We start from the raw sequence: 14,896 nt of genomic DNA, 5'->3' as shown, positions 1-14,896 counted from the left end.
CGTGCCCGAAGCAGCCAGCGCGAGCCAAAGCGGACCCGTGACTAAGGTTCTGGTCGCGAACCGCGGCGAGATCGCCGTCCGGGTGATCAGAGCCGCCAAGGACGCGGGCATCGCCAGTGTCGCCGTCTACGCCGATCCCGATCGCGACGCCCCGCACGTCCGGATCGCCGACGAGGCGTTCGCCCTCGGCGGCGCGACCGCGGCCGAGAGCTACCTGGTTTTCGACAAGTTGCTCGACGCCGCGAAGCGCTCCGGGGCCGACTCGGTGCACCCGGGCTACGGCTTCCTCTCCGAGAACGCCGACTTCGCACAGGCCGTGATCGACGCCGGGCTGACCTGGATCGGCCCGAGTCCGCAGTCGATCCGCGACCTCGGCGACAAGGTGACCGCCCGGCACATCGCGCTAAAAGCGGGCGCCCCGCTGGTACCCGGCACCAAGGACCCGGTGGAGACGGCGGAGGAGATCGTCGCGTTCGCCGAGGAGCACGGGCTGCCGGTCGCGATCAAGGCAGCGTTCGGCGGTGGCGGCCGCGGGCTGAAGGTGGCCCGCACCGTCGAGGAGATCCCGGAGCTGTTCGAATCGGCGACCCGCGAGGCCGTGTCGGCGTTCGGGCGCGGCGAGTGCTTCGTCGAGCGGTACCTGGACAAGCCGCGCCACGTCGAGGCACAGGTACTGGCCGACCAGCACGGCAAGGTCATCGTCGTCGGCACCCGGGACTGCTCCTTGCAGCGCAGGCACCAGAAGCTCGTCGAGGAGGCCCCGGCTCCGTTCCTGACCGACCAGCAGCGCGAGCAGATCCACAGCAGCGCCAAGGCGATCTGCACCGAGGCGGGCTACTTCGGCGCGGGCACCGTCGAGTACCTGGTCGGTGTCGACGGCACCATCTCCTTCCTCGAGGTGAACACCCGCCTGCAGGTGGAGCACCCGGTTTCCGAGGAGACCACCGGACTCGATCTGGTGCGCGAACAGTTCCGCATCGCCGAGGGCGCCGAACTGCCCTACACCGCGGATCCGGTGCCACGCGGGCATTCCATCGAGTTCCGCATCAACGGCGAGGACGCCGGGCGCAACTTCCTGCCCGCACCCGGCACGGTGACCCGGCTCGTCTTCCCGGAGGGGCCGGGCGTGCGCGTCGACTCGGGTGTGGTCGGCGGCAGCGTCATCGGCGGGCAGTTCGACTCGATGCTGGCGAAGCTGATCGTCACCGGGGCGGACCGGCAGCAGGCGCTGGAACGCAGCCGCCGCGCCCTCGACGAACTGGTCGCCGAGGGCCTGGCCACCGTCGTCCCGTTCCACCGGGCGATCGTCCGCGATCCGGCGTTCGTCGGCGACGGCGAGTCCTTCGACGTGCACACCCGCTGGATCGAGACGGAGTTCGACAACCGGATCGAGCCGTTCACCGGGGGTGCCGGGGACGAGGGCGACGGCGGGGACGCCGAGGAGCCGCGGCAGAACGTCGTCGTCGAGGTCGGCGGACGCAGGCTCGAGGTGTCGCTGCCCGGCGGCTTCGCCCTCGGCGGCGGTGGCGCGGGCGGCCCGGCGAAGGCGAAGCCGCGCAAGCGCGGTGGCGGCGGCAAGGCGGCGGCCAGCGGCGACGCGGTCACCGCCCCGATGCAGGGCACCATCGTCAAGGTCGCCGTCGAGGACGGTCAGCAGGTCTCCGCGGGCGAACTGATCGTGGTGCTGGAGGCGATGAAGATGGAGAACCCGGTCACCGCGCACAAGGACGGCACGGTCACCGGGCTCACCGCCGAGGTGGGTGCCGCCGTCAGCCAGGGCTCCGTGCTGCTCGAACTCAAGGACTGACCGGGCGGGCTGTAGGATCGATGGGTGGACGCCGACGGCCCCGATGTGCGGCTCAGTGATGCCGAGCGACAGGACGCCCTGGACGCGCTCGCCGAGCACATGAGCACCGGGCGGCTGGACGTCGAGGAGTTCAGCAACCGCGCCGACCGGGTGGGCACGGCCGGGATGCGCAGCGATCTGGTGCCGATCTTCGCCGACCTGCCACACCCTCATCCGGCCGCGCTGGGAGCACTCGCCCGGCCCGCCGGCGACGCGCCGGAAAAGCGGACGATCAGTGACCGGATCGTGCCGAGGACCGTGCCGATCGCCACGGTGGCGGCCGTCGCGTTCGTCTCCGTCGTGCTCCTGCCCATCGCGCCCAGTCTGAAGCTGGTGTTCCTGCTTCCGTTGGTGGTTGCGCTGCTGCTGGGATTGGCGCGCCGACCTCGTCGTTGAGCCTCCGGGGCGAGGGGTCTGTTCGCTAGTCTGCGCGGATGGAACCGGTCGAGATCAACGCTGGCGGCTACTACCTGCGCCAACTGCGTGCCGACGGACTGATGGACGACCGGGCGGCGCTGGTGACCGCGTTCGCGGATCCGGAACAACGCCGGTACGTACCGGATCTGCGCATCACCAGCCTCGACGAGGCGGGCGTCTACGTCGAGCGCCGCGCCGCGCAGTGGGCCGGCAACCTGCGCTGCTCATGGGCGATCGCGGAACCGACGACGGGTGAACTGCTCGGCGAGGTCGGTCTGAAAGGGCTCGACCTCGACGCGGCGACGGCCGAGGCGGCGATCTGGGTGCGGCCGGAGAGCCGCGGTGGCGGCGTCGCGACGACCGCGGTCAATGCCGTGCTGGGCTTCGGTTTCGGCGCACTGGGCCTGCGTGAGGTCGGCTACCGGCACGCCAGGTCCAACTTCGGCTCCGCCACCGTCGCCGAACGCTGCGGCTTCCGGTTCACCGAGCTGCTCGACGTGCAGGAGACCGGTGAGCCCGATCTGTACTGGACGCGCGTGCCGGACCCGGCCCGGTGAGACGCGCACCGGCCGTGGCCGGGGTGATGCTCGCGCTGCTGTGTGCCGCGGCCGGGCCGGCGAGTGCGGCGGAGCCGCCGCTGCCACCGAAGCTGGACGTGCAGGCCGCGATGAAGGCCTTGGAGTCGCAGCAGATCTACCGTGCCCCGGGGGCGGTGGCCGAACTGGACGAGGATCTCGTGCGGGCGGGCGTCTCGGCGCGGACACGGGTGCTGGTGGCCCCGTTCACCGGCCGGTACCGGGAAGGCGGGAACTACGCCGACGGCGGCCTGCACACCGAGCAGGTGTACTCGCCGCTGAAGGACTGGGCCGCCGAACGCGATCTCGTCCTGGTCACCGTGGAAGGCCTCGACGTCGGCTCCTCCGGCATCAGCGCCACACCGTCCACAGTGGACGAACTGCGCACGCGGCTGGCCTACCGGGAGGTGACCGAACCGGTGCTGGCCGCCGCGCACTACGGCGAGACCCGGCAGAAGGAAGGGGCACCGCCGGGCAGGCCGGTGCCACCGGTCCTCGCCCCCGATCCCGGCAGCCTCGACGCGTTGGTGGCCAGGCTGCGGGAGAACCCCGTCTACAACGACCCCGCCCGCGGTGTCCCGATCGACTTCCCGGTGGACCTGCTGCGGGACAAGCGTGGCATCGGCATCCGGATCGCCGCACTGCCCGCACTCACCCCCGGGGCGCCCTACGTCGACTACGCCCCGGCGCTGGCCGCGGCGTTCCCCGAGGACGTGGTCGTGGTCAGCCACGGCGACTGGATCGACGCGGCGGGTGGCGGCCAGCCGCACCTGGTCTCGGCGCGCGACTACGCCTACGGCCGCTTCGAGAACGCGACTTTCCAGCAGGGGGCCGACATTTCCGACCGGATCGGCACCATCGTGCTGCGTGCCGACGACCTGCTCGGCAACAAGGCGTTCTCCCGTCCGCAGCCCGCACCCTTCGATCCGGCACGGACGATGAGCACGCTGGCGCCGTGGGTGCTGCTCGGCTCGGCCCTGGTACTCGGCGGTGGTTCGCTGGCGCGGTGGCGGCGCGGGCAGGCGAACCGCGCGGAGGCGGAACGGCAGGCGCTGCGCTCGGCCTCCGGGGCGGCGTTCGCGGAGATCGCCGCGCTGGGCGGGCTGGTCGCCGCCGCGCGGAAGGGCACCGACATCCTCGCCGCGGCCGCCGAGCGGCACGCCACGGCGAGCACGATGTACGAGCAGGCGACGACGGCGGACGGGATGCGCGCCGTCACCGAGATCGCCGCCGAGGGACGGGCGATGCTGGCGGGGCGGTCGTGAGCGGGCCGGGGCGGCCGTCGGCACCGGTGCTGGTGCCGAGGCGAAGGCGGGTGCTGGGCGTACCACTGTGGATTCTCGCCGCCGTGCTGGTCGGCGCCGGTGCGGCCGTCTGGCTGTACGGCGGCGTCGGCGGTCCGGACGCCAGAACACGCGCGATCGTCGAGGGCCTGCGCAGCGGCGCGGTGTACGAGGCGCCGGGAGCCCCCGGGATCGTCGACGCCGGGCGGGCCCGCGCGGTCATCGGCGACCGGGCGATCGTGGCGGTCGTGCTCGACCGGACACCGCTGCCGCCCTCGGACCGCGTGAACGGCGCGGACTACGAGCTGTGCAAGGACATCGCCGAGCAGCTCCCGACGAACCACGTGGCGCTCTTCGCCGTCGACGAGGACGGCGACTACGGCAGTTCCTACTGCCTCGGTCCGGACTTTCCCGAACCGGAGAAGGGCGAGGACGATGCAGATCTGCTGCACACCCGGCTACTGGTGGCCGCCGAGACCTCCTGGAAGTACCGCGCCTCGCCGGAGAACCTGACCCCGGAGATCGAGGAGTTCGTCCTCAGCTACGACCTGGTGGCCGAGGACGCCTACGAGGCGATCCCGACCCGTGGCGAGATCCCCGACGAACTGGCCAAGCCGCAGATCGCGCTCGCCAGCGCCGGCATCGTCGCCGGAACGGTGGCCGTGTTCTTCCTGCTGCGTCTCGCCGCGCACGGGATCGGGCGGCGCGGCGAGACGGCACGCCTGCTGCGGCAGCGGCGGATCCGCATCGACGACGGGCTCAGCCGCGCCGCCGACACCCTGCTGCACCCGCACGCCCCGGCCGACGAGGCGGACGCGCGGCGGCAGGAGAAGGTCGCGCACGTGTACGCCACCGCCGTCGACCGGATGCGCGACGCGCGAACCGAACAGGACCTGCGCGAGGTCGAGGAACTGGTGCGGTGGCTGCGCGAGGCGTCCGGGTGAACGGGCGCGAAATCCGATGTGGACGGTGAGTCTCCGTTGCCGCACAGCAGTTTCTTCCTCACCCGCATCCGGAACGCACTGAGCGGACGGGGCGCCGCGACCACCTTCGGGCACCGGGGCTCGACGATCACCGGCGCGGAGGCCGCCGCCCTGCTGGACCGGCTCGACGGTGGCCTTGGCGCGGCCGGGGTAGGCCCGGACGACGTGCTGGCCATCGCCGGCGGGAACCGTCCGGAGACCGTGCTGACGCAGATCGCCGCGCAGCTCCGGGGCGCGGCGGTGTTGCTGCTCGCGGCCTCGGCACCGGTACCCGACCGGATCGCCGCCCTGGACGCGGCGGCAGCGACCGTGCTGGTGGTGGACCCGTGCCGGGAGCCGGAACGGGTCGGCCCGCTGGTCGCCGCGGCGGGCGAGCGGACGGTGCTGAGCCTCGGCGACCCACCCGCCGGAACGCGCGATCTGCTCGGGCTGCGCGGCACCCCCACCGCGACCCCACCGCCGGGCGTGCGGACGATCTTCCCGTCCGGCGGCACCACCGGGCGGCCCAAACTGATCCGGCACAGCTCGATCTACGAGACCATGGCGCACATCTTCGCCCCGGAACCGGACGGCCCGCGACTGCTGCTGGTCTCCCCGATGTCGCACATGACCGGCAACGCGGCGGTGCTCGGCACGCTGCTGCGCGGCGGAACCAGTGTCCTGCACGAGGACTTCGACGCCGGCGCCGTGCTGGACGCCATCGAGGCCGAGCGGATCGGCACCCTGTCGCTGACCCCCGCCCGGCTCGTCCGGCTGCTCGACCATCCGCGCCGCCCGCGCACCGACACCTCCAGCCTGAGCGAACTGTCGGTCGGCGCCGCTCCGCTGCCCGCGCACCGGCTGGCGCAGGCGCTCGACGCCTTCGGCCCGGTGCTGCGCCAGGGTTACGGCCTGACCGAAGCGCCGATGGTGGCGGGGATCGCGGCGGCGGAGTTCGACGGCCACCCGGAACGCCTGCTCTCGGTCGGCCGGATCGTCCCCGGGATGCGGGCCCGCGTGGTCGGCGCGGACGGCACGCCGCTGCCCGCGGGCGTCGCCGGGGAGATCGAGGTGAGCGGGCTGGCGGTGATGGACGGCTACCAGGACGAGGCGCTGACGGCCGCCGCGCTACGGGACGGCTGGCTGCGCACCGGCGACCTCGGCCACTTCGACGCCGAGGGCTACCTGTACCTGCTGGGCCGGTCCGGCGAGGTGATCGTCACCGGCGAGCACGGGTCCAAGGTCCACCCGGCGCGGCTGGAAGCAGTACTGACCGCGCATCCGGCGATCCGGCAGGCGGCGGTGTTCGGGGTGCCCGGCCCGGACGGCGAACTGGTGCACGCCGTCGTCGTACCGGCGAGCCCGGGCACGCCGCGCGCCGAGGACGTGCGCGCCTGGGTGCGCGCGGAACTCGGCCAGGATCACCTGGTCCCGGCGAGTGTCGAGTTCGCCGGGACGCTGCCGCTCACCGCGATCGGCAAGGTGGACAAGCGGGCCCTGCGAGCGTCGGTCTCCGGCCCGGCGGCAGGTCACACCTGACCGGGTGGACTCCCGCTACCCCGGGGACCGAGCTCAGCCGACCGCCTCGGTGAGCCGGGCGCGAGCCTCGGGTGCCGCCGAGCGGCGGGCGTCGGCGGCCTCGTCGTTCGGCTGGGTCTGCGAGTCGCGCTCGGCCTCGACCCGCGCCTGGTACACGGCGATCTCCTCCTCGACGACCTCGGCCGACCAGCCGAGCACCCCGGCCATCAGCTCCGCGACCTGACGCGCGCAGTCCACGCCGCGGTGCGGGTACTCGATCGAGATCCGGGTCCGCCGGGACAGCACGTCCTCCAGGTGCAGCGCACCCTCGTGGCTGACCGCGTAGACGACCTCGACCCCGAGGTAGTCCGGTGCCGACTCCAGCGGACGCAACAGCTCCGGCCGCCCGCCCTCCGGGCTCGCCAGCGCCAGCACCTCGTGCACCAGGGAGCCGTACCGGTCGAGCAGGTGCCGGACGCGGTACGGGTGCAGGCCGTGCTCGGCGGCCAGGTGGTCGGCCTGGTTGACCAGCGCGTGGTAGCCGTCGGCGCCGATCAGCGGCACCTTGTCGGTGATCGACGGCTGGGCGCGGCCGGACAGGTCCACCGCAGCCGCGTCCACCGCGTCGGCCGCCATCACCCGGTACGTCGTGTACTTGCCACCCGCGATCGCCACCAGGCCCGGGGCCACCCTGGCCACGGCGTGCTCACGGGAGAGCTTCGAGCTCTCCTCGCTCTCACCCGCCAGCAGCGGCCGCAGCCCGGCGTAGACGCCCTCGATGTCCTCGTGCGTCAGCGGCGTCGCGAGCACCGTGTTCACGTGCTCGAGGATGTAGTCGATGTCGTGCTTCGTCGCGGCCGGATGCGCGAGGTCCAGGTTCCAGTCGGTGTCGGTGGTGCCGACGATCCAGTGGTTGCGCCACGGGATGACGAACAGCACCGACTTCTCCGTGCGCAGGATCAGTCCGGACTCACCGACGATGCGATCGCGCGGGACGACGATGTGCACGCCCTTGCTGGAACGCACCCGGAACTGGCCGCGGCTGCCGGAAAGGCGCTGCAGCTCGTCGGTCCAGACGCCGGTGCAGTTGACCACCGCGCTCGCCTGCACCTCGGTCTCCCGGCCGTCCTCGACGTCGCGCACGCGCACCCCGGACACCCGGTCCGCCTCCCGCAGGAAGTCGACCACCTGGGTGGAGGTGCGCACGACCGCGCCGTAGTGCGCCGCCGTCCTGGCCACGGTCATCGTGTGCCTGGCGTCGTCGGCCTGCGCGTCGTAGTACCGGATCCCGCCGATCAGGGCGTTGCGCTTGAGCGCGGGCATCATCCGCAGCGCGCCCGCACGGGTCAGGTGCTTCTGCCCCGGGACGGAGCGGGCACCACCCATCGTGTCGTACATCAGCAGGCCGGCCGCGGTGTACGGCCGCTCCCACACCCGGCGCGTCAGCGGGTACAGGAAGCTCACCGGCTTCACCAGATGTGGCGCGATCGTGGTCAGCATCAGCTCACGCTCGGCCAGCGCCTCACGCACCAGGCCGAACTCCAGTTGCTCCAGATAGCGCAGCCCGCCGTGGAAAAGCTTGCTCGAACGGCTGGACGTACCGGAGGCCAGATCTCGGGCCTCGACCAGGGCGACGCGCAGCCCGCGCGTCGCGGCGTCGAGCGCCACCCCCGCCCCGACCACTCCGCCGCCGATCACCAGCAGGTCGAAGGTCTGTCCGCCGAGCCGCTGCCAGGCGTCCTCCCGCCTGGCCGGCCCCATCTGCGCAGGGTTGGCCGGTACGGGTTCGGGTCCTCGCTGCTGCGTCACGTGTTTCCTCCTGCTCGCCAGTCGTCGGTCCGGCCCCACCATTCAACGCTCTCCGCCCGGCCGACGCCTCCCACGGCGGTGTGTTCTTCGACGCCGAGGCCATCCGCGGGCCTGGTCCGCCGCGCCGTCGTGCCCGCACGGGGGCAGGCGGGAGCGATCCACCGGAGGCGAAGTCGCAAGCATCGCACGTTTGGGGTCCCCTTGCGGGGTAGTGAATTGGGCCGCGAAGCACCTGGTTCGATCGACCCGGAAGCAGTAGCGTGCGTAGATCACTTGGGGTCGGCAACGTTGCCGTAGCACACCGGAGCCGACTCTGTGCAGGAAGTGTCCAGTGTGGAGGCCGAGATGAGTGCTGGGACCATTTTCGTCTACGAGCTGATCGGCACCGCAGTGCTGATCCTGCTCGGTACGGGCGTCGTGGCGAACAATTTACTGCGGAAAACCAATGGCAACAGCACGGGATTCCTCTTCATCAACGTCGGTTGGGCATTCGCCGTCTTCACCGGCGCGAGCCTGGCGGCTCCCAGTGGTGCGCATCTGAATCCCGCCGTCACCCTCGGTCTCGCCATCGCCGGGAAGAGCGAATGGGCGGACGTGCCCATCTACTTCGCCGCGCAGATGCTCGGCGCGATCATCGGTGCGGTCCTCTGCTGGCTGACCTACAAGCTGCAGTTCGACGACCACCCGGAGCCGGAGAACACGCTCGGCATCTTCTCCACGGCACCGACCGTGCCGAACAAGCTGTGGAACACCGTCACCGAGATCATCGGCACCTTCGTGCTCGTCGCCTGGATCCTGCTCAGCCCCACCATCTCGGTGGGTGATGGCGGCACGCCGGAGTTCGGCAACTCGGCGCTGGGTTACGCGGGCGTCGCGTTCGTCGTCCTGGTGATCGGCACCTCGCTCGGTGGTCCCACCGGGTACGCCATCAACCCGGCCCGCGACCTCGGTCCGCGTATCGCGTACGCCTTGCTGCCCATCAAGGGCAAGGGCAACCTGAACTGGAACTACTCGTGGGTTCCCGTCGTCGGCCCGCTGATCGGTGGCGCGCTCGCCGCGCTGCTGTTCCTGATCGTCCCGACGGCGTAGCGACCCGCCCCGCCACCGCAATCCAGAGGAAAGCCAGGAGCACCAATGACTTCCTACGTTGCCGCGATCGACCAGGGCACCACCTCGACCCGGACGATGATCTTCGACCATTCCGGCAGGGTGGTCGCCGTCGACCAGCGCGAGCACGAGCAGATCTTCCCGCAGGCGGGCTGGGTCGAACACGATCCGGAAGAGGTCTGGTCCAATACCCGCACGGTCACCGGCGGAGCGCTGGCGAAGGCCGACCTGACCTCGGCCGACATCGTCGCGGTGGGCATCACCAACCAGCGCGAGACCACCGTCGTCTGGGACCGCAAGACCGGCAAACCCGTCTACAACGCGATCGTCTGGCAGGACACGCGCACGGACAAGATCGTCAACGAGCTCGGCGCCCTCGGCGGCGGGCAGGAGCGCTACCGGGAGAAGACCGGGTTGCCACTGGCGACCTACTTCTCCGGCCCGAAGATCAAGTGGATTCTGGACAATGTGGACGGTGCGCGCCAGCGTGCCGAGGCCGGTGACCTGATCTTCGGCAACATGGACACCTGGGTGCTGTGGAACATGACCGGCGGAACGGACGGCGGGCTGCACGTCACCGACCCGACCAACGCCTCCCGCACCCTGCTGATGGACCTGGACACCTTGTCCTGGGACTCCGGGATCGCCGAGGACATGGGCATCCCGCTGTCGATGCTGCCGGAGATCCGCTCGTCCTCGGAGGTCTACGGCAAGGTCAGGGAGAAGGGCGCGCTCGGCGGCGTCCCGATCGCCGGCATCCTCGGCGACCAGCAGGCCGCCACCTTCGGCCAGGCCTGCCTTTCCCCCGGCGAGGCGAAGAACACCTACGGCACCGGCAACTTCGTGCTGCTCAACACCGGCACGGAGAAGGTCCTCTCGGACAACGGGCTGCTCACCACCGTCTGCTACAAGATCGGCGAGAACGCAACGGTGTACGCGCTGGAGGGCTCCATCGCGGTCACCGGTTCGCTGGTGCAGTGGCTGCGCGACAACCTGGGCATGATCGGTACCGCGGCCGAGATCGAGGCGAACGCCAAGACCGTGGACGACAACGGCGGCGCCTACTTCGTGCCGGCGTTCTCCGGGCTCTTCGCGCCGTACTGGCGTTCCGACGCGCGCGGAGCGATCGTCGGCCTCACCCGCTTCGTCAACAAGGGGCACCTGGCGCGCGCGGTGCTGGAGGCCACCGCGTTCCAGACCCGCGAGGTGATCGACGCGATGGACGCCGACTCCGGCGTTCCGCTGAAGGCGCTGAAGGTCGACGGCGGGATGGTCGTCAACGAGCTGCTCATGCAGTTCCAGGCCGACATCCTCGGTGTGCCGGTGATCCGTCCGGTGGTCAACGAGACCACCGCGCTCGGTGCCGCCTACGCGGCCGGGCTGGCCGTCGGCTTCTGGGCGAGCGAGGACGACATCCGCAGCAACTGGGCGAAGGACAAGCAGTGGGACCCGTCGATGGACGACTCCCGCCGCGAGAGCGAGTACAAGAACTGGAAGAAGGCCGTCACCAAGACCTTCGACTGGGTCGACGAGGACTGAGTCCCCCTCGGCCGCGAGGGGCCCGGAACCCGAGACCCGCGAGGCGGGCGTCACGGCACAGGCCGGGCGCCCGCCTCGCGGTTTTCCGCACGGGTACTCAGGTCGCCGCGACGGCCGTCCGCTCGTCCGCGGTCCGCGCGTCCTGCCTGGCGGTGATCATCCGGAATATCGCGCGCCGTGCGGCGAGTCGAACCTGGTGCGTCGCGAAACGTCATCGTGGACCTCGAGACCGCCGACGCCGGATTCCGCTGCGGGAACAGTGCTGAGAATGGTGCCCCGCGCATCACCGAACACAACCCGCTGCCGCTGTTCTCGTCACGGAAATTCGTCACGATCCGATCGGCGGACGAGGAATTGTCCCACCGGATGCGCCATTTCCGACGGCCCGCAGGTGCGCGTTCCGTGGTTGCCTCGCGCGGCACCGGAAACGATTCTTCACGGCGAACGGTACTCACCGCCGAATTCGCGTTCCCGCGGGCGAACGACTGCCGCGATCGGTCAGTTCAGATCGTCGTGCCGCATGAGCTGGCGGCCGGCCTCGGTGATCGATCCGGTCAGCGAGGGGTACACCGAGAACGTCAGAGCCAGGTTCTCCACCGTGAGCTGGTTCTGCACCGCGAGCGCGATCGGCAGGATCAGCTCGCTCGCCGCCGGGGCGACCACGACCCCGCCGACCACCACACCCGTCTGCGGGCGGCAGAACAGCTTGACGAAACCCCGGCGCAGGCCCTCCATCTTGGCGCGCGCGTTGGTGGCGAGCGGCAGCATGATCGTCCGGGCGGGAACCTCCCCGGAGTCGATGGCCTGCTGACTGATGCCGACCGTCGCGATCTCCGGGTGGGTGAACACGTTCGCCGCGACCGTCTTCAGCTTGATCGGCGCGACCCCCTCGCCCAGCGCGTGCCACATCGCGATCCGGCCCTGCATGCTGGCCACCGACGCGAGCATCAGCACCCCGGTGCAGTCGCCCGCCGCGTACACACCGGACACGCTGGTGCGGGACACGCGGTCGACGCCGATGAAGCCGCCGCGGCCGGGCTCGATGCCGACCGTCTCCAGGCCGATGTCCTCGGTGTTGGGCACCGAGCCGACCGTCATCAGGGCGTGACTGGCCTCGATCTTCCTGCCGTCGGCGAGGTGCACCATGACGCCGGAGGCGGTGCGTTCGACCCGGTCGGCCCTGGCGTGCTTGGCGACGGTGGTGCCCCGCTGGGAGTAGACCTCCTCCAGCACGGCGGCCGCGTCGGCGTCCTCGTGCGGCAGCACCCGGTCGCGACTGGACACGACGGTGACCTTCACGCCCATCTCGGTGTACGCCGAGGCGAACTCGGCGCCGGTGACGCCGGAACCGACCACCACCAGGTGCTCGGGCAGTTCCGGCAGGTCGTAGAGCTGACGCCAGTCGAGGATGCGCTCCCCGTCCGGCACGGCGCCCGGGAGCACGCGGGGGGTGGCACCGGTGGCGATCAGCACCACGTCGGCCTCCAGCACCTGGTCGGCGCCGGCTCCGTCGGTGACCGCGACCTTGTGCGTGGCGAGACCGGGCTCCGCGTCGCAGAAGCGTGCCTGCCCGTGGATGACGGCGACGCCTTCGCGCTGCACGCGGGCGCGGATGTCCGCGGACTGCGCCAGCGCGAGGCCCCTCACCCGTCCGTGCACGGTGCGCAGGTCCACCTCGGAGTCGGCGAGGTCGACCATCACGCCCAGCTCGCCGAGACCGTGCATGTTGGCGCGCGCGCCGGAGGAGGCGATGAACGTCTTGGAGGGCACACAGTCGTAGAGCACGCAGGCCCCGCCGAGGCCGTCCCGTTCGACGACGGTGACGTCGGCACCGTGCTGCGCGGCGACCAGAGCTGCCTCGTAACCTGCCGGGCCGCCGCCCATGATCACGATTCTGGTCACCTGTTCCTCCTCTTCGCGCCGGTCGGCGCCAACGGTACGCGGACCGATCATCGTCTGATCGGGTGGCCGGACACGCGACCGGCATGGTGTCGGACCGGCGGGTAATCGCTAGGCTGTCGCCGTGCCTCTCTATGCCGCCTACGGGTCCAACATGGAACCCGCCCAGATGATGGAGCGAGCGCCGCACTCGCCGACGGCGGGCAGTGGCTGGCTCGAGGGCTGGCGACTGACCTTCGGTGGTGAGGACATCGGCTGGGAGGGTGCCCTCGCCACCATCGTCGAGGACCCGTCGGCGCGTGTCTTCGTCGTGCTCTACGACGTCACCAACCAGGACGAGGGTCAGCTCGACCGCTGGGAGGGTGGCGAGCTGGGTATGCACAACAAGATCCGGCTCCGTGTGCAGACCATGGAGGGCTCCACGCTGGCCTGGCTGTACGTGCTCGACGGCTACGAGGGCGGGCTGCCCAGCGCCCGGTACCTCGGTGTCCTCGCTGACGCCGCCGAGGCGGCGGGCGCCCCCGCCGACTACGTCGAGGCGCTCCGCACCCGCCCCTGCCAGGGCATCGGTCCCTGACCCACACCACCCCTCACCGTGTCGCGCGCTTGGGCACCCCGTGTCGGGCGGTACGGCATGCCGTGTCGGGCGGTACGGCACCCGTGTCGGGCGGTACGGCATGCCGTGTCGGGCGGTACGGCACCCCGTGTCGCGCGGAACGGCACCCCGTGTCGCGCGTTCGGGGACGTCGTGTCGGGTCGTGGCGCGGTGTGGTTCGGGCACAGCTTGCTGAGGCGCCCACACTCGCGCGAAATGACTTTTCGTAGTTGCCGTCCGGCGTGTGCGTCAAGCGTTCGGGCAGATCGTGGTGACGATCTTCGAACGCTCTCCGAAAGCCGGACACACAGCGTTGCCATGCGTGGCTCAGGAACGCGATACGTGGCCACAGCACGCAAGTTGTCCACAGGCGACCAAGTTATCCACAGGTTGCCGGCAAGGTCCCCGTGACACGGGTTTCATGCCGCATGCTGCCTGTCGTGACCGAGATCAGAACCATCCCGAACGGTGTCTGCCTGCGGACTTCGGCTGCCGCGCGGCTGGGCCGCCATCGACTGCGCAGCGCCCTGCGGCACGGCGAACTGGTACCACTGTGGCCGCGTGTCGTCGTGGCCCGGGATCGCATCGCCGATCCGAAAACCCTTGCCACATCGGCGATCCTGTCGATCGGACGAGGAGCGATCATCGTCCGCGAGACGGCTGCGTTCCTGCATGGATGCACCAGCGCCGAGCCGACCCCGGTGCACGTTCAGGTCCCGTACGACAGGTCGCCGAAGCGGCGGAACGGCATCGTCGTCCATCAGGGCAGCGTCGAGCCGGAGGACGTGGTCGTCCACGAAGGGGTCCCGCTGGCGGCGCTGGACCTCGTGCTGGCGGACCTGTTGTGCACAGGCCGACCGCGGCGCGCCCTCGGTTACCTCGATCATGCTCTGCGTAATCGGCCGGTCGATGAACGGGATGAGTTGACGGCCGCCGTGGCCGCCCGGCTGGCAGCGAGAGCCGACCGGAGGGGCACCGTGAACGCGTCGATCCTGCTGGGGATCGCCGACGGACGACGCGAGTCCCCCGCCGAGAGTTCGCTCTGCGTGATCGTTCACGACGCCGGATTTCCGCCTCCCGAGTCGCAGTACACGATCCATAACCTCGACGGCCGCGAGCTGTACCGACTGGACTTCGCCTGGCCCGAACTGCGTATCGCACTGGAGTACGACGGTTACGAGGCGCATGAGGGGCGGGCGACTCAGGACGCCGCGCGCGAGCAGGACCTGACCCGCAGGGGATGGCTGGTCGTCCGCGCCACCGCGACAGACCTGGCGGACCCGATGCGGCTGGTCGCGGAGCTGCGCCGCAGCTTCGACCAACGCCTGACCGGTCGCGCCTGACAC

Annotated in this window: 12 protein-coding genes; 10 read left to right on the top strand and 2 right to left on the bottom strand. The window is 70.9% G+C overall.

The features are described from left to right. Position 1 precedes the first annotated feature (1 nt). The 6 genes from CFN78_RS02465 to CFN78_RS02440 are packed head-to-tail and all read left to right on the top strand — an operon-like array spanning position 2 to position 6,622. A complete protein-coding gene (locus CFN78_RS02465) occupies positions 2-1,807 on the top strand; it encodes an acetyl/propionyl/methylcrotonyl-CoA carboxylase subunit alpha (RefSeq protein ID WP_094860839.1) in 1,806 nt (601 codons plus the stop codon). A gap of 24 nt (positions 1,808-1,831) precedes the next feature. After that, entirely contained in the window at positions 1,832-2,242 is a 411-nt protein-coding gene (locus tag CFN78_RS02460) for a DUF1707 SHOCT-like domain-containing protein (RefSeq protein WP_338065508.1), read from the top strand. Positions 2,243-2,280: 38 nt separating this feature from the next. Continuing rightward, positions 2,281-2,820: a GNAT family N-acetyltransferase gene (locus CFN78_RS02455; RefSeq protein WP_094860838.1), complete on the top strand. Its 540-nt coding sequence runs from the start codon at positions 2,281-2,283 to the stop codon at positions 2,818-2,820. Next, positions 2,817-4,103 carry a hypothetical protein gene (locus CFN78_RS02450; protein ID WP_133116273.1) on the top strand — a complete coding sequence of 429 codons (1,287 nt, stop codon included), beginning with the start codon at positions 2,817-2,819 and terminating at the stop codon, positions 4,101-4,103. Before CFN78_RS02455 ends, CFN78_RS02450 begins: the two co-directional genes overlap by 4 nt. Beyond that, positions 4,100-5,065, top strand: a complete 966-nt coding sequence (locus tag CFN78_RS02445) for a hypothetical protein (RefSeq protein WP_133116272.1) — start codon at positions 4,100-4,102, stop codon at positions 5,063-5,065. The genes CFN78_RS02450 and CFN78_RS02445 overlap by 4 nt, the downstream gene beginning before the upstream one ends. A 36-nt stretch (positions 5,066-5,101) precedes the next feature. Continuing rightward, positions 5,102-6,622: an AMP-binding protein gene (locus CFN78_RS02440; protein ID WP_240519218.1), complete on the top strand. Its 1,521-nt coding sequence runs from the start codon at positions 5,102-5,104 to the stop codon at positions 6,620-6,622. 33 nt (positions 6,623-6,655) lie between these two features. On the opposite strand, the gene CFN78_RS02435 is transcribed toward CFN78_RS02440, so the two are convergent. Beyond that, a complete protein-coding gene (locus CFN78_RS02435) occupies positions 6,656-8,362 on the bottom strand; it encodes a glycerol-3-phosphate dehydrogenase/oxidase (RefSeq protein ID WP_094860835.1) in 1,707 nt (568 codons plus the stop codon). 393 nt (positions 8,363-8,755) lie between these two features. Between CFN78_RS02435 and CFN78_RS02430 the strand changes: the two genes are divergently transcribed. Together CFN78_RS02430 and glpK are read left to right on the top strand one after the other, a co-directional pair. Further along, entirely contained in the window at positions 8,756-9,499 is a 744-nt protein-coding gene (locus CFN78_RS02430) for an MIP/aquaporin family protein (protein WP_094861094.1), read from the top strand. Positions 9,500-9,544: 45 nt separating this feature from the next. Continuing rightward, positions 9,545-11,056 (top strand): glycerol kinase GlpK, encoded by a 1,512-nt coding sequence (gene glpK, locus CFN78_RS02425; protein WP_094860834.1) that lies wholly within the window; start codon positions 9,545-9,547, stop codon positions 11,054-11,056. Between the two features lie 498 nt (positions 11,057-11,554). On the opposite strand, the gene CFN78_RS02420 is transcribed toward glpK, so the two are convergent. Continuing rightward, complete coding sequence (locus CFN78_RS02420) at positions 11,555-12,958, bottom strand: NAD(P)H-quinone dehydrogenase (protein WP_094861093.1); 1,404 nt, start codon at positions 12,956-12,958, stop codon at positions 11,555-11,557. Positions 12,959-13,079: 121 nt separating this feature from the next. Here CFN78_RS02420 and CFN78_RS02415 point away from each other — a divergent pair, with 121 nt between their 5' ends. Beyond that, positions 13,080-13,532, top strand: coding sequence for a gamma-glutamylcyclotransferase (locus CFN78_RS02415; protein WP_205660398.1), 453 nt, complete (start codon positions 13,080-13,082; stop codon positions 13,530-13,532). A 458-nt stretch (positions 13,533-13,990) separates the two neighbouring features. Continuing rightward, positions 13,991-14,893: a DUF559 domain-containing protein gene (locus tag CFN78_RS02410; protein ID WP_240519217.1), complete on the top strand. Its 903-nt coding sequence runs from the start codon at positions 13,991-13,993 to the stop codon at positions 14,891-14,893. Positions 14,894-14,896: the final 3 nt, after the last annotated feature.

It is taken from the genome of Amycolatopsis antarctica, from assembly GCF_002262875.1.
GTDB classification, from domain to species: Bacteria; Actinomycetota; Actinomycetes; order Mycobacteriales; family Pseudonocardiaceae; genus Amycolatopsis; species Amycolatopsis antarctica.
The sequence above is the reverse complement of the archived record's forward strand: the minus strand, read 5'-3'. Positions and strand labels throughout refer to the sequence as shown.

Coding starts and splice junctions, on each gene's coding strand:
- CFN78_RS02455 (WP_094860838.1), top strand. CDS start 2,281: ATGGAACCGGTCGAGATCAACGCTGGCGGCTACTACCTGCGCCAACTG.
- CFN78_RS02435 (WP_094860835.1), bottom strand. CDS start 8,362: ATGGGGCCGGCCAGGCGGGAGGACGCCTGGCAGCGGCTCGGCGGACAG.
- CFN78_RS02430 (WP_094861094.1), top strand. CDS start 8,756: ATGAGTGCTGGGACCATTTTCGTCTACGAGCTGATCGGCACCGCAGTG.
- glpK (WP_094860834.1), top strand. CDS start 9,545: ATGACTTCCTACGTTGCCGCGATCGACCAGGGCACCACCTCGACCCGG.